The sequence below is a fragment of the Streptomyces sp. NPDC053755 genome (assembly GCF_040677675.1).
Classification (GTDB): Bacteria; Actinomycetota; Actinomycetes; order Streptomycetales; family Streptomycetaceae; genus Streptomyces.
This window is the reverse complement of the sequence record NZ_JBFASK010000011.1, coordinates 23148-48835: the sequence shown is the minus strand read 5'-3', so window position 1 is coordinate 48835 and position 25688 is coordinate 23148. Positions and strand designations below refer to the sequence as shown.

The following is a 25688-nucleotide window of genomic DNA, read 5'->3' as shown; positions in this document are numbered from 1 at the left end:
CCGGGCGTGGCCCCTGACGAGCGGTCCGCCGCCGCGCGGAGGTCTCCGCTGAACGCGCCCCGCACCCTCGTCGTACGCCTCGACAGCGCCGGAGACGTCCTGCTCGCGGGACCGGCGGTGCGGGCGGTGGCCGCGGGATCCGCCCGGACCGTGATGCTCTGCGGCCCGCTCGGCGCCCCCGCCGCCGAAGTGCTCCCCGGCGTGGACGACGTCCTCGTCCACGACGCGCCCTGGGTGGGCCTCGACCCGCCGCCGGTGTCGCCGCCGTCCTGCGCGGCCCTGGTCGACGCCCTCGGCGCGCAGCGGTTCGACCGCGCCCTGATCCTGATCTCGTACCACCAGAGCCCGCTCCCGGCCGCCCTCCTGCTGCGCCTCGCCGGCGTGCCGTGGATCGCCGCCGACAGCGAGGACTACCCCGGCTCCCTGCTGGACCTGCGGCACCGCCGCCTGCCGGGCCGGCACGAGGCGGAGGCCGCGCTGGACCTGGCGCGGGCCTGTGGCTTCCGGCTCCCGCCCGGCGACGACGGGGCCCTGCGGGTCACCGGGCGGCCCGACACCACGGAACTGACCGGTCCGGAGCCGTACGTCGTCGTGCATCCGGGAGCGGCGGTGCCCGCACGCGCCTGGAGCCCGGCGCGCGCCGAGCGGGCCGCGGCCGCGCTGCACCGCGCCGGGCACCGGGTCGTGGTGACCGGCGGCCGCGCCGAGAAGGCGCTCACCGCGCGTGTCGCGGGCCGGCACGGCCTCGACCTCGGCGGCGCGACCCCCGATCTGCGCACCCTCGCCGGTGTCCTCGCGCGCGCCCGGTGCGTGGTGGCGGGCAACAGCGGCCCCGCCCACCTGGCGGCGGCCGTGGGAACCCCCGTCGTCTCCCTCTTCGCGCCGGTGGTCCCCGCCGAGCGCTGGCGTCCCTATCGCGTCCCGCATGTGCTGCTCGGCGACCAGGACGCGCCCTGCGCGCTCAGCAGGGCCCGGATCTGCCCCGTCGAAGGGCATCCGTGCCTCGACGGGGTGAGCGACGCCGAAGTGGTCGCGGCGGTGACCACGCTCACCGGCCGGCCGGTGACCGGCGCCGCTCCGGCCCGCCCGGAGGGCGCCCACGGAGCAGAGCGAGGAGCGACCGTATGAACATCCTCCTGTGGCACGTGCACGGTTCCTGGACCACCGCGTTCGTCCAGGGCCCCCACACCTACCTGGTCCCGGTGACACCGGACCGGGGCGCCGACGGGCGCGGCCGCGCCGAGACCTTCTTCTGGCCGTCGACCGTGCGCGAGGCGACCCCTCGGGAGCTCGCGGACGCGCCCGTGGACCTCGTCGTGCTCCAGCGTCCGCACGAGGAGGAGCTGGCCACCCGCTGGCTCGGCGGCCGCCGCCCCGGCAAGGACGTCCCGGCCGTCTACCTGGAACACAACACTCCGCGCGGGGACGTGCCGGACACCCGGCATCCGATGGCCGACCGCGACGACCTCACGCTGGTGCACGTCACGCACTTCAACCGCTTGTTCTGGGACAACGGCCGCACCCGCACCACCGTCATCGAGCACGGCATCGTCGACCCCGGCCATCTCTACACCGGCCACCTGCCGAGGGCAGCCGTGGTCGTCAACGAGCCGGTCAGACGCCACCGTCACGTGGGCACGGACCTGCTGCCGCTGCTGGCGGAGGCCGCGCCGCTCGACGTCTTCGGCATGCGGACGGAGAACCTCGCCGGCCATCTCGGCCTGACCTCCGACCGGTGCCGCACGGCCGATCTCCCCCAAGGCGGGCTGCACGCCGCCATGGCCCAGCGCAGGCTCTATCTGCACCCCGTGCGCTGGACCTCGCTGGGGCTCTCGCTCCTGGAGGCCATGCATCTCGGGATGCCCGTGGTGGCGCTCGCCACCACCGAGGCCGTCGAGGCCGTCCCGGCCGGCACCGGAACGCTCTCCACCCGCCCCGAGGTCCTCGCGCGGGCCGCCCGGCACTATCTCGCCGAACCGGAGGCGGCCGCCGAGGACGGCGCGCGGGCCCGGCAGGCGGCTCTCGAACGGTACGGCCTCAAGCGCTTCCTGGACGACTGGGAGCACCTCATCGCGGAGGTACGGTCATGACAGCTCTCTCCTCTCCCGACGGCCGTCCGCTGGCCCTGGCCCTCGTCTCCGAGCACGCGAGCCCGCTCGCGGCCCTGGGCGAAGTCGACGCGGGCGGCCAGAACGTCCACGTGGCCCACCTCGCCGGGGCGCTCGCCGACCGCGGCCACCAGGTGACGGTGTACACGCGTCGGGACGATCCGGCCCTCCCGGTGCACACGCCGCTACGGCCGGGCGTCGAGGTGCATCATGTCCCGGCCGGGCCCCCCGAACCGATACCGAAGGACGAACTCGCTCCGCACATGCGGGAGTTCGCACGCTATCTGGCCGGCCACTGGCAGGCCCGCGCCCCCGACGCGGTCCACTCGCACTTCTGGATGTCCGGCGTCGCGGCCCTGTGGGCGACCCGCGAGACCCACCTGCCGCTCCTGCACACGTATCACGCGCTCGGCACCGTCAAGCGGCGGCACCAGGGGCGTGCGGACACCAGCCCGCCCTCCCGGGTCGCCTGCGAGAGGGACGTCGGCGCCGGGTGCGACCGGGTGATCGCCACATGCCGCGACGAGGTGGACGAACTGGCCGCCATGGGCGTTCCGCGCGGCAAGGTCGACATCGTCCCGTGCGGCGTCGACCCGGAGGTGTTCCGTCCGGACGGTACGGTCGCGCCCCGCGGACCGCATCCGCACCGGCTCCTGCACCTGGGGCGGCTCGTGCCGCGCAAGGGCGCGGCGGTGTCGATCGCCGCCCTGGCCGGGCTGCGGAGCGCGGAACTGGTGCTGGCGGGCGGGCCGCCCGCCGACCGGCTCCACCGCGACCCCGAGGTCCGGCGCCTCCGCTCCCTCGCGATCGAGGCGGGTGTGGCTGACCGGGTCCACTTCCTGGGCGGCGTGCCGACGGCGGAGGTGCCCGCCCTGCTGCGCAGCGCTGACGTGGTCCTCTGCCCTGCCGACTACGAACCCTTCGGCATCGTGCCCCTGGAGGCCATGGCCTGCGGGCGGCCGCTCGTCGCCAGCGCCGTGGGCGGCCAGCTGGACACCGTCGCCGACGGGGTCAGCGGGCTCCTCGTGCCGCCGCGAGACCCCAGGGCCCTGGCCGCGGCCGTGACCGCGCTCCTCGCCGATCCCGCCCTGCGCGTGGCGTACGGCAACGCCGGCCGCAGACGCGTCCTCGAACGGTTCTGCTGGGCGCGGGTGGCGGCCGCCACGGAGGCGTCCTACCGCACGGCGCTCGCGGCGCGGGCCCCGGTGGCGGGGGCGCTCTGACCACCGCCCACGCGCCGGCCCCGGGTGCGGCCCGGAGCACCGGGCGGTCCGTACCGGCCGGACGGGGCTGTTCCGCCGGAGGCCGCCCTCCGGCCGACGGTTCCGTTCCGCCGGAGGCCGCGGTCCGGGGAGGCGTTGCGGAGCGCCGGATGAGTCCGGTCGGGCAGCCGGCGGACCGGTCCCCGGGCGGGAGCGTCCGGGGCCGGGGCCCGCCGGACGGTCCCGACCTCAGCCGAGCCCTGAGCCACGAAGCGGAAGGAGGTGCGGCGGGCGCGGACCATCGCGCCCGGCCGGCCCACCATGAGCGAATCCCCCACGTCACGTCCCTCACGCACGTCTCCCCCGCCACACCCGTACGAAAGCGCCGAGCGGCACTGCCAGGCGCTCCACGACGCCCTGGAACGGCTGCGCGGCCGGGAGCTGGGCGTCCTGGCCCGGTGGGGCGAGCATCTCGCCGAGGTGCTCCCCGCGGGCGGCCGGCTGCTGGCGGCGGGCAACGGCGGCAGCGCCGCCCAGGCGCAGCACCTGACGGCGGAACTGGTCGGGCGCTATCTGGAGGAGCGGCCCGCCTACTCCGCGATCGCGCTGCACGCGGAGACGTCGAGCATCACCGCCATCGGCAACGACTACGGCTTCGAGCACGTCTTCGCCCGGCAGGTCGCCGCGCACGGCCGCGGCGGCGATGTGCTGATGCTGCTGTCGACCTCGGGCCGCAGCGCCAACCTCCTTTCCGCCGCCATGACCGCCCGCTCCGCCGGGCTGCGGGTCTGGGCCCTGACCGGCGCGTCCCCCAACCCGCTCGCGGAGGCGGCCGACGAGGCCCTGTGCGTCGACGCCGCGACGACGGCGACCGTCCAGGAAGCCCATCTGGTGGCCGTCCACCTCCTCTGCGAGTTCTTCGACGCCGCCGTCGCGACCGGGCGGGGCACCCGGACCGCCCGGGCGGGGACCCCCGCCTCGGCGGCCGCGAACGGGGCGCCCGGCCGCCGAGCCGTGCTGAGCGGGGCCCCTCGCAGCGCCGCGGCCCGGAACGGCTCGGCACGGAACGGCTCGGCCCGGAACGGCTCGGCACGGAACGGCTCGGCCCGGAACGGCTCGGCACAGGAAAGGGAGCCTCGGCACGGGGCGCCGCAGGAGGAAACGCCTTCAAGGGGGGCGCCGGCCGGTGGGGCCGCGCCCGCCGCACCCGTCGGCCCCACCGCCAGTGCTGCCCCGGCCCCCCACCCCGGGCCCGCACCCGTCCTCCGGAGGTCGCCGTGAACTCCTCGTCCGGACCGCTCGTCGTCGTCGGCGACCTCCTGCTCGACGAGGACGTCGAAGGGGACGCGACGCGGCTCGCCCCCGACGCCCCCGTGCCCGTCATCGACGTCGCGACGCGACGCGCCCGCCCCGGCGGCGCCGGGCTGGCGGCCGCGCTCGCGGCACGCCACGGCGTCGAGGTCGTCCTCGTCACCGCGCTCGGCCGGGACGAGGCGAGCGACACCGCCCGGCACGCGCTGCGGGACCGCCTGACGCTGGTGGAGATCCCCCTGGAGGGGACGCTGCCCGTCAAGACCCGACTCATGGCAGGCGGCCGTCCCCTCGTACGGATGGACCGGGGCGGGGGCACACCCGGGGCCCCGGGCGCACCCGCCCTGGCCGCCCTCGCCTCGGCACGGGCGATCCTCGTGGCGGACTACGGCCGCGGCACGGCGGACGCCCTGCGCACGGCGCTCGCCTCGGCGGCCCCCCGCGTACCGCTCGTGTGGGACCCGCACCCCCGGGGCGGCCCGCCCGTGCCGGGGGCCCGGCTGGTCACCCCCAACGCCGCGGAGGCGGCCGCGCTCAGCTCCGTCGCCGGAACCTCGCTGCGCGCGCACGCAGGCCGGGGCGCCGACCTCGCCGAACGATGGGGCGCCGGCTCCGTGTGCGTGACGCTCGGCGAGCGGGGCGCGCTCCTCGCCCGGCCGGGCGCCGCCCCCGTCCTCGTACCGCCGCCGTACCGCGCCACCGGCGACCCGTGCGGGGCGGGCGACTGCTTCGCCGCGACGGTCGCCGCCGCCCTCGTCGGCGGCGCCCTCCCCGAGGAGGCGGTCACCCGCGCGGTCGCCGAGGCCGCGGCCTTCGTGAACGCCGGCGGAGCCGGCGACCCCGGCCTGTGGGAGACCGCACCGGCCCGCGAGAACGAGGCCCCGCCCACCCGCGACGCCTTCGAGCTGGCGCGTCGGGTCCACGCGCGCGGCGGCACGGTGGTGGCGACCGGTGGCTGCTTCGACCTGCTGCACGCGGGCCATGTGGGCCTCCTCGAGAACGCGGGCAGGATCGGCGACTGCCTGATCGTCTGCGTGAACTCCGACGCCTCGCTGACGCGGCTCAAGGGCCCGGGGCGGCCGCTCAACCCGCTGGCGGACCGCATGCGGGTCCTCGGCGCGCTGGGCAGCGTCGACGCGGTGGTGGCCTTCGAGGAGGACACGCCCGTCCGGCTCCTGGAAACCCTGCGGCCGGACGTCTGGGTCAAGGGCGGGGACTACGCCGCCGACGATCTGCCGGAGGCCGAGGTGCTGCGGACGTGGGGCGGCCAGGCGGTGGTCCTGCCCTACCTCGACGGCCGGTCCACCACGTCCCTCGCGCACCGGGCGGCCCGGGCGGCGGCCGACCGATGACGGAGGCGGAGAAGGGCGCGGGGGCGGCGGAGGGGACCGAAGGGGCGCACGGGACCGCGGGCGGGACGCCGGGATCCCGCCCGAGCGTCCTGGTGCTGCGCGCGCTGGGGCTCGGCGACCTGCTGACCGTCGTACCGGCCCTGCGGGCCCTGCGCCGGGGGTACCCCGGCCACGAGATCGTCCTGGCCGCCCCGGAACGGCTCGCCGAGGTCGCGCGCGCCACCGGGGCCGTCGACCGGCTGCTGCCGACGTGCGCTCCCGGCCGCGAGGTCCCGGCCGTGCTGCCGTGGACCGGTCCGCCACCCCACCTGGCGGTCGACCTGCACGGCAACGGCCCGCTCAGCCACCGCCTCCTGGAGCGACTCGCCCCGGGCGGGCTCTGGGCGTACGGCCATCCGGGACTGCCCCTGCTGTCCGGGCCCCGATGGCGGGCGGACGAACACGAACGGGACCGCTGGTGCCGGTTGCTGCGCTGGTACGGCCTCGACGCCGACCCCGGCGAGGTGCGGATCCCGGCGCCGGCCGTCGCCTCCCCGACGCCGGGGGCCGTGGTGATCCACCCGGGGGCGGACGCCGCCGCCCGCCGCTGGCCGGTCGACCGGTTCGCCGCCGTGGCGCGCGACGCACGGGCGGCGGGTCACCCGGTGGTGGTGACGGCGGGACGGGGCGAGCACGCGGCGGCACACGCCGTGGCGGAGCTGGCGGGCCTGCCCGCCACGTCGGTCGTCGGCGGGCAGGAGGACGTGCCGTTCTCCCGGCTGTGCGCGCTGATCGCGGAGGCCCGCTGCGTGGTGGTGGGCGACACGGGCCTCGCCCACCTCGCCTCGGCGCTGGGCACCCCCTCCGTGGTCCTGTTCGGCCCCGTGGCACCCAGGCTGTGGGGCCCGCCGGAGACGGGCCCCCACCGCGCACTCTGGCACCCGTTCCCGGACGACGACCCCCTGCGCCCGGGCGACGCCCACGGCGCCCTGCCGGACGCGCGACTGCTGCGCATCACGGTGGAGGAGGTACGGGGGGCGCTGGAGAGCCTGTCGAGAAAGGCCGACGCGGCGGCGGGGGCGGGGCCCTGACGGCGGTGGCCCCGTGGACGGGTCCCGTGTGCGGTCGCCGGTGCCGCGCGGCGCGTGTCCGTGAGGGGGCGTGGCCGGGCCTGGTGGGGGTGCGCAGCGCCGCCGCACCCCTGCGCGCGCCCCGCCCCGGGACCGCCACCGTCAGACCGCCGCCTCCACCTCCGGCCGCCCCACCGTCAGACCGCCGCCTCCACCTCCGGCCGCCCCACCGGAAGCACGGGCCTGACCGGCACGATCTCCGTGGCCGGGGCGGCCCCGGCCGGCGACGCGGCCCGGGCACGGCGGGCGCGGGCCAGGAGGGCCGTGCCGACGGTGGCCGCGACGACCACCCCGCCCGCCACGAGGGCCGCGCGGACCCCGAGCAGCTCCATCAGGAATCCCAGGGTCGGCGGCGCCGCCAGGCCCCAGAGCGTGCGGACACTGTTCCAGGCGCCGAGCACCCGGCCGCGCATGTGCGCAGGCGGGTCGGTCTGCAGGACGGTGTTCTGGGCGGTGTCCGCGACGGACTCCGCCACCGCCATCGGCAGGACCAGGACCAGCAGGACGGCGACCGAGGGCACCACGCCCGCGAGGACCTGGAGCAGCGCCCCGGCGAGTGTGAGGAGCGCGACGAGCCGCACGCCCGGGCGGCGCAGGCGGGCGCCCAGGACCGCGCCGACGATGCCGCCCACGGCCAGCGCGGTGGCGACGGTGCTGAACGTCCCGGCGTCGCCCGCGAGGGGGCCGGTGACGAGGACGACCAGGGTCAGGGAGTAGTTGCGGCCGAGCAGCGCGCTGACGGCGTTGAGGCCGGCCAGGGCGACGAGCCTCGGCCGTCGGGCGAAGAAGGTCAGCCCCTCCCGCACCCCGCCGCCGCTCCCGCTTCCGTCGCCGTCTCCGGTGTCCCGGCGCGGCCGTCCGGGGCGCGCGCCCTTGAGCGGGGCGGCGGTGGTCGCGGTGGCGCCGGCCTGCCTGACCGGCGTGACCGCCTTCGCCGGCCCGGCCGGCTCGTCGCGCCGTACGGGCTTGAGGAAGGGGATCACGGCGGCGACGAAGAGGAAGGACAGCCCGTTCGCGACGTAGGCCGCGGCGGTGCCCAGGACGCCGACCGTCACCCCGGCGAGCGCGGCTCCGGCGAGCCGCCCCCCGCTGTGGGCGAGGGAGCCCACTCCGATCGCGGAGGGTACGTCCTCGGTGCGCACGAGATCGTTGCCGAGGAGGGCGCAGGCCGGGCCGTCCACCGTGGCGATGAGCCCGGTGAGCGCCGCCAGGCCCATCAGCAGGGGCAGGTTCAGCTGGTCGAGCGCCACGAGTACGGCGGTGAGCGCCGCGACCCCGGCCAGCAGGGCCTGGCCCACCGCGGCCGTCAGCTTCCGGGGCCAGCGGTCCACGACGGCCCCGCCCAGGGGGCCCAGGAGCAGGCCGGGCGCGGCCTGCACGGACATGGAGAGTCCCGTCGCGGCGGCGGAGCCGGTGATCTGGAGGACCAGCAGGTTCTGGACGGTGAGCTGCATCCAGGTGCCGGCGTTGGAGACGAGGTTGGCGACGGCCCACCAGCGCATGCTGCGCCCGCGCAGCGAGCGCCACGGGGAGCTGTCGCTCCGGGCGGCTCGGGACGCGGAGGTGCCGGGGGCAGGGGCGGACGAGGGCGGCGTGGAGGAGGACACAGGAGTACCTGGGAGCGCGCGGCGGCGCGGACGGGGGAGGGACGGCAGGACCCGCCGTGCCTCCCCGTGGTGCTGGAGCGGCGTTCCGCGAGCGCTCGGCGGTGAGCGGCGGGGCGGTCCCGACCATCGTGGCAGACGGTTCCCGAGAAGCCACGGGCCACTCGCCCGGGGCCGCCTGGCCGAGGACCCGCGTACCGCCAACGGGCCTGCGCCGTATGCGCTTTCGCGCTTCCGGTGTGCTTGCTCACACCAGGCCCGCACCCTTCCCCGCCCTCCGGGGCGGAGGCTTCGGGCGACCGCCCCGGAGCCCCGTCCGACAGGGCTCCGTTGCACCCAGCGGCCTAATCCGGCGCGCCCGCCGCCGCACGGCGTACGCAGAGTGAGACAGGACACAGAACGCGGACTCCACACCGTACGGATTGCACTCCGAAGGGAACGCGATGAACAGCGGCGTACAGGTCGAGCTGGACGGCAAGCAGGCCCTCGTCACCGGCGGAGCGCGCGGACTCGGCGCCGCGATCGTGCGGCGGCTCGCGCGGGCCGGGGCCTCGGTCCTGGTGGCGGACGTACGCCAGGATCTGGCGAAGGAGCTGTGCGAGAGCCTGCTCGCCGAGGGGTGCCGCGCACGGCCGGTCGCCTTGGACGTCTGTGACGCGGAGGCGGTGGGCGAGGTCTTCCGGGATCTGGACGACACCGGCGAGGCGGTCGACATCCTGGTCAACAACGCCGCCATCGACGTCACGAAGGCCGTGGAGCAGTTGTCGGCGGAGGAGATGACCCGGGTCATCACCACCAATCTGCTCGGGCCGATGTACCTGTGCCGGGAGGCCTACGGGCGCATGGTGGCCCGGGGCGGGGGGCACATCGTCAACATCCTGTCGACCGCGGCCATCCGCACCTGGACGGAGGCGGGCCCGTACGCGGCGGGGAAGACGGGGCTGCGGACGTTCACCCACACGCTGTTCAAGGAGGCGCAGCGCGACTGCCCCGGTATCGGCGTCACGGGGGTCGTCGCCGGCGGGATGGAGACCGCTTTCATCCTGGACCGTTTCCCCGACGCCGACGTGTCGCTGTTGCAGAGCCCCGAGATCGTGGCGGACACGGTGATGTACGCGCTGTCGGTACCTCCGGGCAGCGCGGTCGCCGAGGTTGTGGTCGTCCCTCGCCGGGAACCCTCATGGCCGTGACCGACCGAATCTCTCTGCGGAGGAGGCAGAGCCATGGCCGACACACTCGGCTTCGAGCCCCGGACAGCGATCGTCACCGGTGCGGACTCCGGTATCGGGCGGGCCGTCGCGGTACGGCTGGCGGAGGCCGGACTTGACATCGGGATCACCTGGCACACCGACGAGAAGGGCGCGGCGGCCACGGCCGAGGAGGTGCGCGCCAAGGGCCGGCGGGCCGCCACCGCCCGTCTTGATCTGACGCGGCTGCCGGCGGCGGCCGATGTGGTCGATCAGCTGGCGGAGGAACTGGGCCGGGTCGACGTCCTGGTCAACAACGCGGGTACGGGCACGGCGACGCCGTTCCTCGACCTCGACCTCGCCACCGTCCGCACCGTCCTGGACGTGGACCTGGTCGGGCCCCTCCTGTGTTCGCAGCGCGCGGCGCGCCGCATGATCGGCCAGGGTGGCGGCGGCCGGATCGTCAACGTGACGTCGGTGCACGAGCACCAGCCCCGTGTCGGCGCCGGCCCGTACTGCGCGGCCAAGGGCGGTCTCGGCCTGCTCACCCAGGTGATGGCTCTGGAGCTGGCGGAGCACGGCATCACGGTGAACTCGGTCGCCCCGGGCGAGATCGCCACGCCGATGACCGGCCAGGAGGACGCGGACGTCCTGAGGGCATCACGGCCGGGGATCCCGCTCGGCCGTCCGGGGGACGCCCGTGAGGTGGCGGCGGTGGTGGCGCTGCTGGCCGGGCGGGAGTCGTCGTACGTGACCGGCGCGTCGTGGACGGTGGACGGCGGGATGCTGCGGATGGGGCCGATGGCGGGCTCGCACCTGGAGAGCGACGACTGGCGGCGGCCCTGACGCCGGCATGTCTGGGCGGGCCGACAGCGGGTACGCGCGGCTCGACCGGCGGACGAGCCCGACGGATGGCCCGGCGGGCCGTCGGCGCGGGCCGCGCCGCGGCCCGTCACGCAGGGCACGCGAGCGAGGAGGCCCCTTGATCAACGCGGTGACGAAGACGGTGAAGCGGGCGCGCAACGGCTCCGTGAGGGGCTCGGGGCCCACGCTCCTGGGGGTCTATCTCAACGACCACCTGGCGGGCGCGTCCGCGGGGGCCCAGCTCGTGCGCCGGATGACGCGGGCGCACCACGGCAGGGCCTTCGAGCCGCAGTTGGCGGAGCTGACCGAGGAGGTCCGGGAGGATCTGCGCTCCCTGCGCAGGTTCATGGACGTGCTCGGTGTGCGGCGGCTGCGCTCGAGGACGGCGGCGGGGTGGCTGGCGGAACGGCTCGGCCGGCTCAAGTTCAACGGCCGCGTGCTGTCCCGGTCCCCGCTCAGCGATGTCCTCGAACTGGAGGCGATGCGGCTCGCGGTCGAGGCGAAGGCGGACTGCTGGCGTTCCCTGCGCGGGCTGGCCCGGGCGGACGCCCGCCTCGACCCCGACCGTCTGGACAAGCTGATCCAGCGTGCCCGGCGGCAGTCCCAGTCGCTGGAGGCCATGCGCACGACCGCCGCGACGCACGTCCTGTCCGCGGACGTGCGGGCGGACGCGGCCGAGACGCGGCCGGCGGTGGTCGGCACGGCCGGCGGCGGCACGGCAGGCGCGCCGCGCTCCTGAGGGGACCGCGCCGCCGGGCCGCGCCGCGCCGGCTTGTCCCGTCGCGCGGCCTCCCCTGTCCCGCAGGCCTCTTCTTGCCCCGCATGTCCCCCCCTGTTCCGCCGGCGTCCCCCTTGGGCGCCGCGCGTGCCGGTTTGGGGGCCCTGGCCCGGTCCGCTCAGCACAGCAGGCGCAGGACCGCCCGTTCCACCGCCCCGTGGGTGGCGGGCCGTCCGAACACCCCGTGCTCGCCGAGGCGTTCCAGGGCGGCCGCGATGGTGTCCCCGTCCTCGTAGCGCTCGACGACGGTCGGGTCGATGTACGAACCGCGGCAGACGGCGGGGGTGTTGCCGAGATAGCCGCTGACCTCCCGGACGGCGCGGTTCACCGCTCTGGTCCGCGCGGTCGGTGACTCTCCCGCCACCTCCTCGGAGACGGCGAGGGCGACGGCGGCGAGGACGGTGGCGTGCCAGGTACGGAAGTCCTTGGCGGTGATGTCGCTGCCGGAGCGCTCGCGGAGGTAGGCGTTCAGTTCGTCGGCGTGGACGTCGTGCCACGCGCCGTGGCCCCAGTAGGCGAACAGCTGCTCTCCGCCGCCGCGTCGGCGGAGCAGCGCGCTCAGGACCCGGTGGGTGGGCTCGTCGACCAGGGCGCGGGTCTGGTGGCGGCCGGACTTGCCGGGGTAGCTCAGCCAGACTTCGCCTCCGGTGCAGCGCGCGTGCTCGCGCCGCAGGGTGGTGAGTCCGTACGAGTCGTTGTCGCGCCGGTAGCTGTCGTTGCCGACCCGGAAGAAGCCGAGGTCGAGGAGGCGTGCCGCGCAGGCGAGGACGCGCTCGCGGCACAGGCCGCGCCGGGCCAGGTCGGCGGCGATGGCTTCGCGGAGACGGGGCAGGCTGCGGGCCACGGCGCGGACGTGTTCGTGCTTCACCTGCTCCTGCCGGCGCCGGAACTCCTCGTGGTAGAGGTACTGGCGGCGGCCGGCGGCGTCCGTGCCGAGGGCCTGGATGTGCCCGTGGGGCCAGGGGCAGATCCAGACGTCCTGCCATGCCGGAGGGATCACCAGCGCCTTGACGCGCTCCGTGTCCTTCTTCGTGAGGGGATGGCCGTCGGCGTCCAGATAGCGGAAGCCGCGGCCGTGGCGGACGCGTCGCCACCCCGGGCGGTCGGGATCGCTCGTTCTCAGTCGCACGTCTTCCCTGTGCCCGTTATCGCCCGTTTCACTGCTGCGGGGTCTCCGGCCGGGTCAGGCCAGCTTCTTGACGATCTCGTCGGCGAGGGGCGCCGAGGAGGACGGGTTCTGCCCGGTGTACAGATTGCGGTCCACGATCACGTGCGGGGCCCACGGCTCGGCCGTCCGGACGTCGAGCCCGGCCTCGGTGAGGCGGGTCTCCAGCAGCCACGCGGCCTTGTCGGCGAGGCCGGCCTGCGTCTCCTCGGCGTTGGTGAACGCGGTGACCCGGTAGTCGGCGAAGGCGTTGACGCCGTCGTCGTCGGTGGCGGCGAGGAGCGCGGCGGGGCCGTGGCAGACGACCGCGAGCGGCTTCCCCGAGGCGAGGGCGTCGGTCAGGAGCCGGCCGGAGATCCGGTCGACGGCGAGGTCCTCCATCGGGCCGTGGCCCCCCGGGTAGTAGACGGCCGCGTAGTCGTCGAGGTCGACGGCGTCGAGCGGGACCGGGTTCTTCAGCTCGGTCATCGAGGCGAGGGTACGGGCGATGCGGTCGGCCTTCTCCTGGCCGCCGTTGGCGTCGGCCGTCAGGCTCCCCTGGTCCACGGGCGGAACGACGCCGCCGGGGGTGGCGACGACGATCTCATGGCCGGCGGCCGTGAACGCCTCGTAGGGGGCGACGGCCTCCTCGGCCCAGAATCCGGTGGGGTGTCGGGTGCCGTCGGCGAGCGTCCAGTGGTCGGCGCCGGTCATCACGAAGAGGATCTTCGACATGGGGGTCTCCGAGGAGGGGTGGGCCCGGTGGGAGGGCCGTGGCGGAAGTCCGGACCGTCCGGGCCCGGGCCGCACGGACGAGGGGGCAGGGCGGGAGGGCCGTGGCGGAAGTCCGGCCCGCCAGGCCCCGGCCCGCACGGACGAGGGGTCAGGGCGCCTCGTCCGGGTCCGGTTCGGCCTCCGAGCGGGCGGACTGGATCTGCTCGCGGCGGCCGACGACGGCGGCCGCGGCGAGGGCGCTGCCGAGGAAGGCGACGGCGACGACCCACGGGCGGTCGACGACGTGTCCGGTGGCGTGGTCGAGGGAGTAACGGCCCGCGCCGGCGACGCCGATGGCGGCGGCGGTGAAGCCGAGGAAGGCGGGGTATTCGTAGCCGCCGCTCTGGGCGAAGAAGCCCGCCGGGGCGTGGACGGCGACCGCTCCGGCCATGGCGCCGGCCGCGGCCGCGCCGGCGGCGGGGGTGGCGAGTCCGAGGGCGAGGAGGGCTCCGCCGCCCGCCTCGCCGATGCCCGCCGCGATCGCGCTCTCGCGTCCCGGCGAGAAGCCCATGGCCTCCATGGCGTGCGTGGTGCCCTCGATGCCACCGCCGCCGAACCAGCCGAACAGCTTCTGCGTTCCGTGTGCGGCGAGGACGGCGCCGGTGCCGACCCGCAGGACGAGCAGCCCGAGGTCGCGTCGGTTGAGGCAGGTCATAGGGGTCTCCCGGTCGCTGGGTTCGGGGGGCGTACGGCGTGCCCTCCCTGACCCACTGTCGCCGCCCGGGGCGCGGGGGCCTCAGTGATACTGCGCCGGACGGGGTACGCCGCCCCGCGGACACCCGCCCCGAGCGCCGGGCCTCGACCGCCGGCCCGCGGCCCTCGATCCGTACCGCCCGTTCTCCACCCCCCGGTCCCGGCCCCGCCCGTTCTCCACCCCCCTCCCCGCCCCCGGCCCCTGTTGCCACGTCGCCGCCGCCCGGCGCCGCACGCCCCGTCGCCGCCGACCAGCCCCTTCGGACCCGTCCGGACGCCCCCGCGCCCCGGCCCCGCTCTCCCCCGCCCCTACCACCCGGGCCGGTGACCCGGGTCGTGCGCTACATTTTGCCGGTCCACCGCCCCTCGATCATTCGCGATCACTTCCCCTCGGAGCCGGCATCCCATGAGCGACATCGTCAACGGCCTCGGCCGGGCCACCGCCTACGGCGCCCTGGGTGTGGTGCTGTTGATCCTCGGCATCGTCATGATCGACCTCCTGACGCCGGGGAAGCTCGGGCGGCAGATCTGGGAGGAGCGCAACCGCAACGCCGCGGTGCTGCTCAGCTCGGCGCTCCTCGGCATAGGCGGGATCGTCTTCACCTCGATCTGGACGACCTACGACGACTTCGGCAAGGGCCTCGCCTCCACGGCCGCCTTCGGTCTGCTCGGTCTCGTCATGATGGCCGTGGCGTTCCTGGTGGTGGACCTGGTGACGCCCGGCAAGCTGGGAGCGACCCTCGTCGACCCCGAGCCGCACCCGGCGGTCTGGGTGACGGCCTCCTGCAACCTCGCGGTCTCCGCCGTCCTCTCCGCCTCCATCGCCTGACCCCGCGGACGGGCCGCCAGGCGGGCGGCCCCCGTCACGGGCGCGCCCGCGCTCCGTGCGCCGTCATCTCGGCGGGAGGGGACCGGCGGGCTCGACCTCCAGGAACCGCCGTCCGCGCGGCCCCCGGTAGAGCAGTGCCTCCCATCCGACGCGCTCCAGGACGGCGACGAGCCCGGTGAGCGCGGGCTCCTGTTCCCGGGGCGCCCCGCCGCCCGGTGGACCCAGCCACTCCACGACGGCGGTCCCCGGCCGCTCCCCGGCCGTGACGCGGTAGCCGGTCACCACTCGCGCGCCGGAGCCGTCGACGGCGGAGGGGACGCTCTTCGCCGCCTCCAGGGCGAGGGCGACCGCCCTGACCGGCTGTCTTCGCTCCCATTCCGCGGGCAGGGTGCGCGTGTCGTCGCCCCGTCCGCTCAACCTCCGGATCTGCAGCAGCCCTTCCCAGGCCGCGCGCACCTCCCTGGACCGCTGCTCGGCCTCTCCGCCCGGCGGCGGCGGACCGTCCCCCGTCGCAGCATCGAAGGTCCCGCCGGTCACAGCAGGCGCCTGATGTCGCCGCGGACACGGTAGAAGCCGCCCGAGGCCGGGTGCAGGGCATCCACCACGTACCGCGCCCCGGCCTCCCGGATCGCGCGGGGGAACTGCACGTTCCACGAGGGTTCGTAGCCCTCGGAGAGCACGTGCACCCGGGTCCTGCCGCCCTCCTGGACACACTCGACGATCACCGAGCCGGCCGGTGCGGCGCTCACCGCCGTCACGGCCGACACCGTCGTCGCCGGTTCGTACGTCGGCAGGGCGGCGGCGAGCTTGATGTCCCTGGTGACCGGGACGGTGCCCTCCTGGGCGGCGGAGATCGCCGCCTCGCTCGCGTCGACGCAGACCAGCGAGCCGTCCGTGGTGACCAGATAGAGGCGTTCCTCGCGGTACTGCATGGAGAGCGCGGAGCCGTTCCCGGTGCCCAGCTTCCAGAGCCGGGTGCCGTCCTCGGCGAAGCAGTAGACCGAGGAGGCGGAGTCGGCGGCGAACACGAACCGGCCGCCCGGGGAGGTCGCACAGGAGTACACGGGGCTGTCGCAGGCGTAGACGGCTTCGACGCGCCCGTCCTTCTTCGCCAGGCGCTGCACCTTGCGGTGGGCGGTGCCCGCGTAGACGGCGGTGTCCTCCTGCCAGCCGAAGAGGACGCCGCCCGCGGTCGCGGTGTGCCACAGCTCGCCGCCGCCGTCGGGCGCGTACGCCGTGACGCCCTTGCTGTGGCCGTGGTAGACGGCGTCGCCGTCGGCGCGGACCATCCAGGCGTGCTCGCCCCGGCTGTTGCGCGACCACTGGTGCTCGTCCTCGTGGTCGATGACGGTCAGCCGTCCGGACCGGTCGGCGACGTCGAGCACGCCCTCGTGGATGTCCAGCCAGAAGATGTCCACGTCCGAGGCGATGTCGTACGCGGCGAAGGGGAGCTTCGACGACAGGTCGTACACCCGGCCGTCGTCACATCCGGCGTAGATCCAGAAGTCGTCCGCGACCAGGCACTTCACACCGTCCGGGAGGCTGAACCGGGCCCGGACCTCGCCCGTGTGGTCCAGGGTGTACACCGATCCGGCCTGGTTGCCGACGTAGACGTGCCGGTCGTCGACGTGGATGCCGAAGGCGGCGGAGCCGGTCCTGAACCGCCACAGGACGGGGGCGGCCGCGCGCGCCGTGGAGGGGGCGGAGACGACCTCGCGGCGGGTGACCGCACGGGCCGCGCGCTGTCCCTGCACCGCGGGGGCGTACCCCTTGCGGACCTTCTCCCCTATCTTCCTGGCGGCCGCGGCACGGGCCTTCTCCGCGGTGGGGAAGGTCGATGTCTGGGTCTGGCCCGGCGAGCCGATCCGTCCGTAACGGACCGACACCACGAGGTCGGCGACCGTCACTTCGTAGAACTTGTGCGCGCCGCCGCCGTCCTGCGACAGCTCCAGATAGGTCTTCGTCGTCATGTCGAAAACCGTAGGCGGTGCCACTGACAGCGGCCCCTCCGCGAGCGGTCAGCGCTGGCTGCGGCCGCTGGTCACGGCGTAGTACTGGAGGTCCTGCCGGTCGATCGGCCGGCGCACCGGGTAGCGGCTCGCCACCGTCGTCGTGGTCACGCCGTCCCGCACCACGGTCGCCTCGCTGTGCCCGGTGCGCAGCGGCAGGAGTTGCGCGTGCACACCCGACGGAGCCTCGTACGCGCCCTTCACTCCGCCGGTGCCGGTGCGGATCTGCGCGGGCGCGGTGAGGAAGCTGAGCACCTCCACGGCGTCCCGGGGCGGGGCCGTGCCCTCGCGCGGCTCTATCACCTTCGGCTGGGCGGCGGCGGGAGGCCTGTCGCCGGCGAACTGGACGCGGGAGGTCAGGTAGAGGGTGTCCCGCACGATCTTCGGCCAGGCTCCGGTCTTGAAGCGGGTGAGGTAGTAGGAGGAGAGGTCGAGGTAGGCGTAGCCGTTGTGCAGGGACGGGGCGAAGTGGGTGCCTTCGGAGTAGTCGTTCCAGGTGGTGAGTTGCACCCAGTCGGCGCCGGACGCGAGGGCCGCGCCCCAGCTCGCGCGGAGTGTCTCGGTGTTGCCCGCCTCGTCGTAGACGCCCTGGTTGGGGCGGGCGTCCTGGACGGACACGGGCTGCATCCAGATCTTGCCGAGCTTGTGGGCGCGCGCGGCGTCGGCCGTGGCGCCGGACTGGCGGTGGTAGGTGCGGCTGCCCCATTCGGAGAAGCCGTGGCTGATGGCGGCGTACCGCTCGCGGTCGGGTGTGAAATCGAGGAAGAGCGGGACGAGTGCGGTGCGGACGCCGTGCCGGGTCCGCAGTTCGTCCATGGTCCGCTGCCACCAGGCGGGGTCCTTCTCCTCCGCCTTGAAGGGGGAGACGACGAGCCGGCCGTCGGCGAGCCGGTGGGCCGAGGGGTGGCGGGCGAGTTGCGCGAGCGAATCGGCGAGGGCGGCGGGGGTGGTGCTGAGCGAGGTCATGTCCGGCATGAGCTGGATGCGGAAGCCGGGGTCCTCCTCGGCTGCGGCGCGCATCAGCAGCTGGACGCGCTCCCAGTTGCGCCCCCTCTGCGACAGGAGGTCGACGGTGAACCCGTCGAGTCCGGCGTCGCGCGCGGTGCGGACCTCCTGACGCAGGTGGGCCAGCTCCCACTCCCCCGTCTGGGGTCCGGCGGGCAGCGGCCGGTCGCGCAGGAGCCCGCCGTAGGCGCGGTGCTTGCCCTTCTCGCCGTCCGCCGTCAGGTAGTTGCGGCTGTAGTAGTCGCTCCGCGGCGGCTGGTTGTCGAGCGAGAGGGGGTAGGGCGTGAAGTAGTGGGCGAAGACCAGCTTGCCCGAGGACCGCAGGGTCCGGGTGTCCGGCAGGTCGAACGGGAGGGCGGCGCTGTACTGCTCCGGTCGCGCGGTGGCCCGTTCCGCGGTGGCGCCGTCGCGCAGCGCCGCCGCCGCGCCGATGCCGGCCAGCGAGCCGGCCAGCAGGACGCCGAGGACGAGCCCGGGCAAGAGTCTGCGCCGTCCCGGCGCCCGGTGGGACCGCGCGCCGCGGGTGCGGCGGCCCGGCTGGGCGGGTGGTGTGGGGGTGGGCGCCATGGGGTCCCTCCGGCGGGTCGAGGCTGCCGCGGTCCCGCGGGCTGCGCTGCCAGTAGTACAACCGATCCCACGGCACGGGACAACAACCGTCCGGGGCGTGGCGAGGGGGCCTCGGCGGCCCGGCCGGTACCGCTTGCGCGGCCGGCGGCGGGGTGACCGGGGACGGGCCGGACGGCGGGTGGTTCCGCTTCGCCGTCCGCCGGCGGGCGAATTCCTTTTCGTCCAGAAAGTCCTTCCGCCGATCGGGACGGCCACTCCCGGATGACTGTGCTTTGCGCCACAGTGAGGGCGTCCGGGAAGGTGAGGCTCGCCTTCCCTCGGGCGGTCCGGGAGCTTCCTCTCCCCGCCTCACGTGCGCCAACTCCGCCTCCGTGAGCGTATTATGCGGTCGGTCATGCGGACGCGGGCCGCCTTGTCACGAGATGAACACGCCATCACCTTCTGAGGTCGTTCGCGTGAACCGCAGCGGACGTGGGCGAGTTTGTCGTACTGTTCCGCGTTGCGACGCTTGCTCATCGGTCAGGGGCCCGACGAGTACAGCCGCGAACGTCGACACGTGCCGGGGGGGTACATGTGGCATGCCCGTACAACTGAGACCCATTCTGTCCGCACTGGAACCGGTCCACGACCGGTCCATCCTCATCCGCGTGCCAAAGCGCGCTGGTATCCGGTCCTCGCGCTGGCGGTGGACGTCCTCGGGGTGGGGCTGCCCACCGCGCTGATCCTGCACGCCGAGCGGCAGCCGTACGCCCTCTCGGGCCCGGTGGTCGCCGCTGTGGCCTGGGTCGGGGTGCGCGCGCTGCGGCGCCGGTACGCCGGACGCGAGCTGGGCGAGTCCCGGGGCAGCCTGCCGGTGCTGCACGACTGGCTGATCCTGCTGGGCGTGCTCGCCGTGGTGCGGGCCGCCGCCGATCTGCACCACCCGGCGCTGTTGTGCCTGGCGGCGCTGCTGCCTGCGCCCTTCCTCACGCTGACCTGCACGAAGCTGACCTGGCACCACCTGGTCGCCGCCCGGCGGGAGGCGCAGGTCGTCACCCGGGTCCTCGTCCTGGGCGAGCCCCGTGCAGCCGGTGATGTCGCCGAGCACCTCGCGGGCCGCACCGAGCATCCGTACGTGGTGGTCGGTGTCGTCGCCATCGGTGAGGGGCCGGTCCGTACCGGCGCCCCGGTGGCGGCCCGGCTCGGGGTGCTGATGCCCGAGGCCGCCGACGGGGACACCACGCCCGTCCTCGCCGCGGCCGGCGAGCTGGAGGCCGACGTCGTGCTGGTCGCGGCGGGTGCCCGGATGGCCGGTGAGCGGCTGCGCCGGCTCGCCTGGGGGCTGCACGACGCGGGCAAGGAGCTCGCGCTGGCGCCCGGTCTCGTGGAGTTCGCCGTGAAGCGACTGGAGACCACCTCGGCGGCCGGGATGGCGCTGCTGAGGGTCGCGCCGCCGGTGCGCAGCGGTGTGCAGCAGGTGCTGAAGTCCGTGATGGACCGGGCGGGCGCCGCGCTGGGCCTGCTCGCCCTGTCGCCGTTGTTCCTCGGGATAGGGGCGGCGGTGCGCCTGACCTCTCCGGGGCCGGTCTTCTATCGCCAGATCCGTGTCGGTCAGGCCCGGGTCCCGTTCGTGATGTGGAAGTTCCGCACCATGTACGTGGACGCCGACGCCCGCAAGGCCGAGCTGTCGCACGCCAACGAGCACGACGGCCTGATGTTCAAGATGCGCCGCGACCCCCGTGTGACGCGGGTGGGCCGGCTGCTGCGGCGCACCTCGCTCGACGAACTCCCGCAGCTGATCAACGTGCTGCTCGGCTCGATGTCGCTGGTCGGCCCGCGTCCGCCGCTGCCGGAGGAGGTGGCGCGGTACGGGGACGTGGAGCTGCGCCGGCTCTCCGTGCGGCCCGGGATGACGGGTCTGTGGCAGATAAGCGGCCGCTCCGACCTGTCCTGGGACGAGACCGTCGAGCTGGACCTGCACTACGTCGACAACTGGTCCTTCACCAGTGACGTCGACGTCATGGCCCGTACGTTCCGCGCCGTCGTCGACGGTCGCGGAGCGTACTGACGGGCCGGTCCCATGGGTTCAGTTCTGTGCACGCCACCATGCGTAGGTGGACGCGATGCCGTCCCGGAGGGCGATCCTGGGCTTCCAGCCGAGGCCGCTCAGCCGGGACACGTCGAGGAGCTTGCGCGGCGTCCCGTCCGGCTTGCCGGTGTCCCAGGCCAGCCGGCCCTGGTATCCGGTGACGTCGGCGACGGTCTCGGCCAGTTCGCGGATGGTGAGGTCCTCGCCGCAGCCGATGTTGACCGGCTCGTCGGCGTCGTACGACCGCAGCAGGACGGCGCAGGCCGAGGCGAGGTCGTCGACGTGGAGGAACTCGCGGCGCGGGGTGCCGGAGCCCCAGAGCACGATCTCCTCGCGCCCTTCCTCGCGGGCCTCGTGGAAGCGGCGGATCAGCGCCGGGAGGACGTGCGAGGTCTCGAGGTCGAAGTTGTCCCCGGGTCCGTAGAGGTTGGTCGGCATCGCGGAGATGTAGGCGGCGCCGTACTGCTTGCGGTACGCCTGGACCTGCACGATGCCGGCGATCTTGGCGAGCGCGTAGGCCTCGTTGGTGGGCTCCAGCGGGCCCGTCAGGAGCGCGTCCTCGTGGATGGGCTGGGGTGCCAGCTTGGGGTAGATGCAGGACGAGCCGAGGAAGAGCAGCCGCTCGACCCCGGCCGCGTGCGCGCCCGCGACGACGCTGAGCTGGATCTGGAGGTTCTCCTCCAGGAACTGCACCGGGTAGGTGCTGTTCGCCATGATGCCGCCGACCTTGGCGGCCGCGAGGACCACGGCGTCGGGACGCGTTCCGGCGAGGAAATCGGCGGTGCGTGCCGCGTCGCGGAGGTCGAGCTCGGCGCGGGTACGGGTGATCACCTCGTGCCCGTCCGCGGTCAGCCGACGGGCCACGGCGGCGCCGACCAGGCCGCGGTGCCCCGCGACGAACACGCGGGCGCGCTCCGGCAGGTAGGACGGTGCTTCCGTCCGGTCGGTCGTCGGGTCGGTCGTCGATTGAGTCATGGTCCGGATCATGCCAGGCCGCCGGGGACGACAACACACCAGATCCGGATTTTCTTCTTGTTCCATCACAGACCCGTATGTCACGGGATATTCGCACGCTACGGACCGGCTGGGGGCCGGTCCGTTCGGGAGGGGCACCACGCATGAGCAAGACCGCACTCATCACCGGCGTGACCGGTCAGGACGGCTCGTACCTGACGGAACTGCTGCTGTCCAAGGGCTACACGGTGCACGGACTCGTCCGCCGTTCGTCCAGCTTCAACACGGAGCGGATCGACCACGTCTACCAGGATCCGCAGCAGGAGAACCGGTCGTTCGTGCTGCACCACGCGGACCTCTCGGACGGGGTCGCTCTGGTCAACCTGCTCCGGGACATCCAGCCCGACGAGGTCTACAACCTCGGGGCGCAGTCCCATGTGCGGGTCTCCTTCGACGCCCCGCTGTACACGGGTGACGTGACGGGCCTCGGCGCGCTGCGGCTCCTGGAGGCGATCCGGGCGAGCGGCGTGGACACGCGGATCTACCAGGCGTCGTCGTCCGAGATGTTCGGCGCGACGCCGCCGCCGCAGAACGAGGCGACGCCGTTCCACCCGCGCAGCCCGTACGGCGCCGCCAAGGTCTTCGCGTACTGGGCCACGGTGAACTACCGCGAGGCGTACGACATGTTCGCCGTCAACGGGATCCTCTTCAACCACGAGTCCCCGCGCCGCGGCGAGACGTTCGTGACCCGCAAGATCACCCGCGCCGTGGCGCGGATCAAGGCCGGTCTCCAGGACCGGCTCTACCTGGGCAACCTCGACGCCGTCCGGGACTGGGGGTACGCCCCCGAGTACGTCGACGCCATGTGGCGGATGCTCCAGCAGGACGAGCCGACCGACTACGTGGTGGCGACCGGAGTCGCTGCGACGGTCCGGCAGTTCCTGGAGACGGCCTTCTCGCACGCCGGTCTCGACTGGGCGGAGTTCGTACGGTTCGACCCGAAGTACGAGCGTCCGAGCGAGGTCGACGCGCTGATCGGGGACGCGAGCAAGGCAAACGATCTACTTGGCTGGAAGCCTGCCGTCCTCGTGGAGGAACTGGCGCGGATCATGGTGGACGCGGATGTCCGTCTTGTCCAGGATCAGCTGGCTGGCGCGACCGTTCGAATAGACCGCTGACCTGCGCTTTCAGCAGGTGCAACGTACCGGCTTGGTCAAGTGCGCAACAATGCCGTCCGGTTCGTCATATGGTTCGCATTCATCACATCGCATGGCACGACTTCGCGCCACATGTACTGGGCTATCACGCCTGGGGGGAACATTGCGTAGAACCTGGGGGCTCACCTCTGCCCTCGTCCTCACCGTCGGGGCGGCGGTCGCGGCCGGCGGCTCGCTGCTGGCCCCGACGGCCGCGGCACTGACGCCGCCCGTCGCCTTCACCGCGGACGATCTGCCGACCTGGCAGACGAACGGCATCGTCTGGGCACTCGCCGAGGCGAACGACACCGTCTTCGTCGGCGGCACCTTCTCCGAGGTGCGGCCGCCCGAGGGCGGCGCCGGCACCCCGAAGGGCGCCGTCAACTTCGCCGCGATGAACGCGGCGACGGGCGCGCCCACCGACTGCTCCCTGTCCTTCACGGTCGGCGAAGGCACCGCCACCGTGCGGACCCTCGTGGTCTCGCCGGACAAGAAGACGCTGTACGCGGGCGGCTACTTCGGCGCCGTCAACGGCACGCCCGTCTCCAGCGTGGCGGCGATCGACATCGCCACCTGCACGCCGAAGGCGAGCTTCACGCCGAGCTTCCCCGCCACGGTCCGCGCGCTCGCCGTCACCGACACCACCCTCTACGCCGCCGGCGACTTCGGCACCGTCGAGGGCCAGACCCGCGAGCGGTTCGCGGCCATCACCACCGCCGGCGCCCTGCTGCCGTTCCGGGCCGACGCGGACGAGCCCGGCCGGGCCGTCGAGGTCACCCCCGACGGGCAGCACGTGCTGCTCGGCGGCGACTTCTTCAGCGTCAACGGCGCCAACTCGCACGCCCTCGCCGTGGTCGACGCCACCAGCGGCGCCGTGACGAAGGCGTACCCCAACGGCTGGATCCCGCAGAACTCGGTCGTCAAGGACATCGAGACCGACGCGACCGGCTTCTACACCGGCAACGAGGGCACGGGCGGCGGCGTCTTCGACGGACGCATCGCCCTGAACCTCTCGGACTTCGAGCAGCGCTGGCGCGACACCTGCCTGGGCGCCACGCAGGCGGTCCGCTCGTACGAGGGCGTGCTCTACAGCGCCTCGCACGCGCACGACTGCTCCAGCGTCGGCGAGTTCCCGGACGGACGCCGCTACCACCTGCTCGCACAGCCGACGACGTCGACCGGCAAGCTCGGCTGGTTCCCCGACACCAACGACGGCATCGGCGAGGGCATCGGCCCGCGCGCCTTCGCCATCTCGGGCACCGGCACCACGAAGTACATGTGGGTGGGCGGCGAGTTCACCACGGCCAACGGCGCTCCGGCGCAGGGCCTGACCCGCTTCTCCTCCGGTCCCGACACCGGTGCGCCGACCGTCCCCGTGGCGAGCGCCGCGGCCGTCGGACCCGGCGCCGTGCAGGTCCGCTGGCGCTCCAGCCTCGACCTGGACGACTCCAAGCTGACGTACAAGGTCTACCGCAACGGCGCGGCCACCCCGGTCGCGACCGTCGAGGGCGACTCCCTGCACTGGTCGCGTCCGCAGGTCTCCTTCAAGGACACCGCCGTGACCCCCGGCCAGACCTACACCTACCGGGTGACGGCCTCGGACGCGGACGGCAACACCAGCGCCCTGTCCGCGACGTCCACGGTGACCGTCCCGACCTCCCCGGAGCCGTACGCCTCCCAGGTGGTCGCGGACGGTGCCGGCCTGTACTGGCGCTTCGACGAGTCGACGACGCCGTACGCCGCCGACTCCTCGAACGCGGACAACAGCGGTCTGTACGTCAACGCCCCGGCGCTGCGCCAGACCCCGGCCGCCGTCACCGGAGCCTCCACGGCCGTGACCCTCAACGGCACGGACGAGCAGATCCACACCGACAAGCGCCAGAACGTGACCGGCTCGTTCACCGTCGAGACGTGGTTCAAGACGACCACGAACCGCGGCGGCAAGCTGATCGGCTTCGGCAACAACACCACCCGCAACAGCGGCAGCTACGACAAGCACCTGTACATGACGAACACCGGCAACGTGGTGTTCGGCGTCTACACCGGCACCACCCGCACCCTCACCTCGTGGGGCTCGTACAACAACGGCGCCTGGCACCACGCGGTGGGCACCCAGGGCCCGGACGGGATGCGGCTGTACATCGACGGCCAGCTCGCCGGCTCGAACAACGTCACCACCAACCAGCAGTACGCGGGCTACTGGCACGTCGGAGCCGACAACCTCTCCGGCTGGCCGCTGCGTCCGACGAGCAGCTTCTTCGCCGGCCAGCTCGACGAGGCCGCCGTCTACCCGTCGGCGCTCACCGCGGCGCAGGTCGCCAAGCACTACAGCCTGGCCACCGCTCCGGCCGACACGGTCAGCACCGTGACCGCGACGGAGGACAGCTACGTCAACGCCGGCGCGCCGGGCACCAACTACGGCGCCTCCAGCTCCATGGCGGTGCGCGGTACCTCGGCGTACGAGTCGTACCTGCGGTTCACACTGCCGTCCGCCCCGGCCGGCACCGTCCTCAAGAGCGCCCGTCTCGCGGTGAAGACCACCACGATGACCGGCGCGGGTTCGGCGGACAGCCAGTCCGTCGTCCCGGTGACCGGAGCGTGGACCGAGGCCGCGGTGACCTACACCAACCGCCCCGCGCTCGCCCCCGCCCCGATCGGCACGCTGAGCGGCGCCACGGACGGCTCGGCGATCTACTCGGCCGCGCTGGACACCTCGGCGCTCTCGGCGGCGCTCGGCGGCTCGTACAGCGTCGCGCTGACCAGCGTGGGGACCGACCCGCTGTGGATCTGGTCGTCCGAGGCCGCGGCCTCGGAGGGCACTCCGCAGCTGGTGCTGACCTTCGGCGCCCCGTAAGCGGCACGCAGTACACCTCATGACAGGCCGCGGGGGCCCGGCTCAGCCGGGGCCCCGCGGCCGACGTACCACAGGAGCTC

Annotated in this window: 20 protein-coding genes and 1 pseudogene; 13 read left to right on the top strand and 8 right to left on the bottom strand. The window is 74.4% G+C overall.

Annotated features, from left to right (window positions below; genetic code table 11):
- The first annotated feature begins 48 nt into the window (after positions 1-48).
- From AB0K65_RS13595 to AB0K65_RS13570, 6 genes and pseudogenes are all read left to right on the top strand, one after another.
- Positions 49-1128: a glycosyltransferase family 9 protein gene (locus AB0K65_RS13595; protein ID WP_365716125.1), complete on the top strand. Its 1080-nt coding sequence runs from the start codon at positions 49-51 to the stop codon at positions 1126-1128.
- Positions 1125-2090, top strand: coding sequence for a glycosyltransferase (locus AB0K65_RS13590; RefSeq protein WP_365715994.1), 966 nt, complete (start codon positions 1125-1127; stop codon positions 2088-2090). The genes AB0K65_RS13595 and AB0K65_RS13590 overlap by 4 nt, the downstream gene beginning before the upstream one ends.
- Entirely contained in the window at positions 2087-3331 is a 1245-nt protein-coding gene (locus tag AB0K65_RS13585; protein WP_365715993.1) for a glycosyltransferase, read from the top strand. The genes AB0K65_RS13590 and AB0K65_RS13585 overlap by 4 nt, the downstream gene beginning before the upstream one ends.
- A 300-nt stretch (positions 3332-3631) precedes the next feature.
- A pseudogene (locus AB0K65_RS13580) lies at positions 3632-4243 on the top strand (SIS domain-containing protein); the annotation flags it as partial.
- A gap of 344 nt (positions 4244-4587) precedes the next feature.
- Positions 4588-5973, top strand: a complete 1386-nt coding sequence (gene rfaE2, locus AB0K65_RS13575) for a D-glycero-beta-D-manno-heptose 1-phosphate adenylyltransferase (RefSeq protein WP_365715992.1) — start codon at positions 4588-4590, stop codon at positions 5971-5973.
- Complete coding sequence (locus AB0K65_RS13570; RefSeq protein ID WP_365715991.1) at positions 5970-7043, top strand: glycosyltransferase family 9 protein; 1074 nt, start codon at positions 5970-5972, stop codon at positions 7041-7043. Before rfaE2 ends, AB0K65_RS13570 begins: the two co-directional genes overlap by 4 nt.
- A 176-nt stretch (positions 7044-7219) precedes the next feature.
- Here AB0K65_RS13570 and AB0K65_RS13565 read toward each other — a convergent pair whose 3' ends face one another.
- Positions 7220-8584, bottom strand: a complete 1365-nt coding sequence (locus AB0K65_RS13565; RefSeq protein WP_365716124.1) for an MFS transporter — start codon at positions 8582-8584, stop codon at positions 7220-7222.
- Between the two features lie 545 nt (positions 8585-9129).
- Between AB0K65_RS13565 and AB0K65_RS13560 the strand changes: the two genes are divergently transcribed.
- The 3 genes from AB0K65_RS13560 to AB0K65_RS13550 all read left to right on the top strand — a co-directional run bounded on the left by AB0K65_RS13560 (position 9130) and on the right by AB0K65_RS13550 (position 11476).
- On the top strand, positions 9130-9876 hold the full coding sequence (locus AB0K65_RS13560; protein WP_365715990.1) for an SDR family oxidoreductase: 747 nt from the start codon (positions 9130-9132) through the stop codon (positions 9874-9876).
- 33 nt (positions 9877-9909) lie between these two features.
- A complete protein-coding gene (locus tag AB0K65_RS13555; protein ID WP_365715989.1) occupies positions 9910-10719 on the top strand; it encodes an SDR family oxidoreductase in 810 nt (269 codons plus the stop codon).
- A 136-nt stretch (positions 10720-10855) separates the two neighbouring features.
- Positions 10856-11476 carry a hypothetical protein gene (locus tag AB0K65_RS13550; protein WP_365715988.1) on the top strand — a complete coding sequence of 207 codons (621 nt, stop codon included), beginning with the start codon at positions 10856-10858 and terminating at the stop codon, positions 11474-11476.
- Positions 11477-11633: 157 nt separating this feature from the next.
- On the opposite strand, the gene AB0K65_RS13545 is transcribed toward AB0K65_RS13550, so the two are convergent.
- The 3 genes from AB0K65_RS13545 to AB0K65_RS13535 all read right to left on the bottom strand — a co-directional run bounded on the left by AB0K65_RS13545 (position 11634) and on the right by AB0K65_RS13535 (position 14088).
- On the bottom strand, positions 11634-12644 hold the full coding sequence (locus AB0K65_RS13545; protein WP_365715987.1) for a DNA topoisomerase IB: 1011 nt from the start codon (positions 12642-12644) through the stop codon (positions 11634-11636).
- 54 nt (positions 12645-12698) lie between these two features.
- Positions 12699-13394: a type 1 glutamine amidotransferase domain-containing protein gene (locus tag AB0K65_RS13540; RefSeq protein ID WP_365715986.1), complete on the bottom strand. Its 696-nt coding sequence runs from the start codon at positions 13392-13394 to the stop codon at positions 12699-12701.
- A 148-nt stretch (positions 13395-13542) separates the two neighbouring features.
- Positions 13543-14088, bottom strand: coding sequence for a DoxX family membrane protein (locus AB0K65_RS13535; RefSeq protein ID WP_365715985.1), 546 nt, complete (start codon positions 14086-14088; stop codon positions 13543-13545).
- Positions 14089-14532: 444 nt separating this feature from the next.
- Here AB0K65_RS13535 and AB0K65_RS13530 point away from each other — a divergent pair, with 444 nt between their 5' ends.
- Positions 14533-14955, top strand: a complete 423-nt coding sequence (locus AB0K65_RS13530; protein ID WP_365715984.1) for a DUF350 domain-containing protein — start codon at positions 14533-14535, stop codon at positions 14953-14955.
- A 63-nt stretch (positions 14956-15018) separates the two neighbouring features.
- Here AB0K65_RS13530 and AB0K65_RS13525 read toward each other — a convergent pair whose 3' ends face one another.
- From AB0K65_RS13525 to AB0K65_RS13515, 3 genes are read right to left on the bottom strand one after another with little or no spacing between them, the layout of a single operon-like run.
- The gene (locus tag AB0K65_RS13525; protein WP_365715983.1) at positions 15019-15492 is read right to left on the bottom strand and encodes a hypothetical protein; all 474 of its coding nucleotides are present in this window, start codon (positions 15490-15492) and stop codon (positions 15019-15021) included.
- Positions 15489-16925 (bottom strand): WGR domain-containing protein, encoded by a 1437-nt coding sequence (locus AB0K65_RS13520; protein WP_365715982.1) that lies wholly within the window; start codon positions 16923-16925, stop codon positions 15489-15491. The genes AB0K65_RS13525 and AB0K65_RS13520 overlap by 4 nt, the downstream gene beginning before the upstream one ends.
- Before the next feature lie 48 nt (positions 16926-16973).
- Entirely contained in the window at positions 16974-18536 is a 1563-nt protein-coding gene (locus AB0K65_RS13515) for a glycoside hydrolase family 71 protein (protein WP_365715981.1), read from the bottom strand.
- 700 nt (positions 18537-19236) lie between these two features.
- Here AB0K65_RS13515 and AB0K65_RS13510 point away from each other — a divergent pair.
- Positions 19237-20583, top strand: a complete 1347-nt coding sequence (locus tag AB0K65_RS13510; RefSeq protein WP_365715980.1) for a sugar transferase — start codon at positions 19237-19239, stop codon at positions 20581-20583.
- A gap of 18 nt (positions 20584-20601) precedes the next feature.
- On the opposite strand, the gene AB0K65_RS13505 is transcribed toward AB0K65_RS13510, so the two are convergent.
- Positions 20602-21579, bottom strand: coding sequence for a GDP-L-fucose synthase (locus tag AB0K65_RS13505; RefSeq protein ID WP_365715979.1), 978 nt, complete (start codon positions 21577-21579; stop codon positions 20602-20604).
- A gap of 143 nt (positions 21580-21722) precedes the next feature.
- Here AB0K65_RS13505 and gmd point away from each other — a divergent pair, with 143 nt between their 5' ends.
- Both gmd and AB0K65_RS13495 read left to right on the top strand, forming a co-directional pair.
- On the top strand, positions 21723-22736 hold the full coding sequence (gmd, locus tag AB0K65_RS13500) for a GDP-mannose 4,6-dehydratase (RefSeq protein WP_365715978.1): 1014 nt from the start codon (positions 21723-21725) through the stop codon (positions 22734-22736).
- A 142-nt stretch (positions 22737-22878) separates the two neighbouring features.
- The gene (locus AB0K65_RS13495; RefSeq protein WP_365715977.1) at positions 22879-25608 is read left to right on the top strand and encodes a LamG-like jellyroll fold domain-containing protein; all 2730 of its coding nucleotides are present in this window, start codon (positions 22879-22881) and stop codon (positions 25606-25608) included.
- Positions 25609-25688: the final 80 nt, after the last annotated feature.

Bases quoted from the DNA above. Each gene is read 5' to 3' on its own strand.
- AB0K65_RS13590 (WP_365715994.1), top strand. From the start codon at position 1,125: ATGAACATCCTCCTGTGGCACGTGCACGGTTCCTGGACCACCGCGTTC.
- AB0K65_RS13585 (WP_365715993.1), top strand. From the start codon at position 2,087: ATGACAGCTCTCTCCTCTCCCGACGGCCGTCCGCTGGCCCTGGCCCTC.
- AB0K65_RS13570 (WP_365715991.1), top strand. From the start codon at position 5,970: ATGACGGAGGCGGAGAAGGGCGCGGGGGCGGCGGAGGGGACCGAAGGG.
- AB0K65_RS13565 (WP_365716124.1), bottom strand. From the start codon at position 8,584: ATGCGCTGGTGGGCCGTCGCCAACCTCGTCTCCAACGCCGGCACCTGG.
- AB0K65_RS13560 (WP_365715990.1), top strand. From the start codon at position 9,130: ATGAACAGCGGCGTACAGGTCGAGCTGGACGGCAAGCAGGCCCTCGTC.
- AB0K65_RS13555 (WP_365715989.1), top strand. From the start codon at position 9,910: ATGGCCGACACACTCGGCTTCGAGCCCCGGACAGCGATCGTCACCGGT.
- AB0K65_RS13540 (WP_365715986.1), bottom strand. From the start codon at position 13,394: ATGTCGAAGATCCTCTTCGTGATGACCGGCGCCGACCACTGGACGCTC.
- AB0K65_RS13535 (WP_365715985.1), bottom strand. From the start codon at position 14,088: ATGACCTGCCTCAACCGACGCGACCTCGGGCTGCTCGTCCTGCGGGTC.
- AB0K65_RS13530 (WP_365715984.1), top strand. From the start codon at position 14,533: ATGAGCGACATCGTCAACGGCCTCGGCCGGGCCACCGCCTACGGCGCC.
- AB0K65_RS13520 (WP_365715982.1), bottom strand. From the start codon at position 16,925: ATGACGACGAAGACCTATCTGGAGCTGTCGCAGGACGGCGGCGGCGCG.
- AB0K65_RS13515 (WP_365715981.1), bottom strand. From the start codon at position 18,536: ATGGCGCCCACCCCCACACCACCCGCCCAGCCGGGCCGCCGCACCCGC.
- AB0K65_RS13505 (WP_365715979.1), bottom strand. From the start codon at position 21,579: ATGACTCAATCGACGACCGACCCGACGACCGACCGGACGGAAGCACCG.
- gmd (WP_365715978.1), top strand. From the start codon at position 21,723: ATGAGCAAGACCGCACTCATCACCGGCGTGACCGGTCAGGACGGCTCG.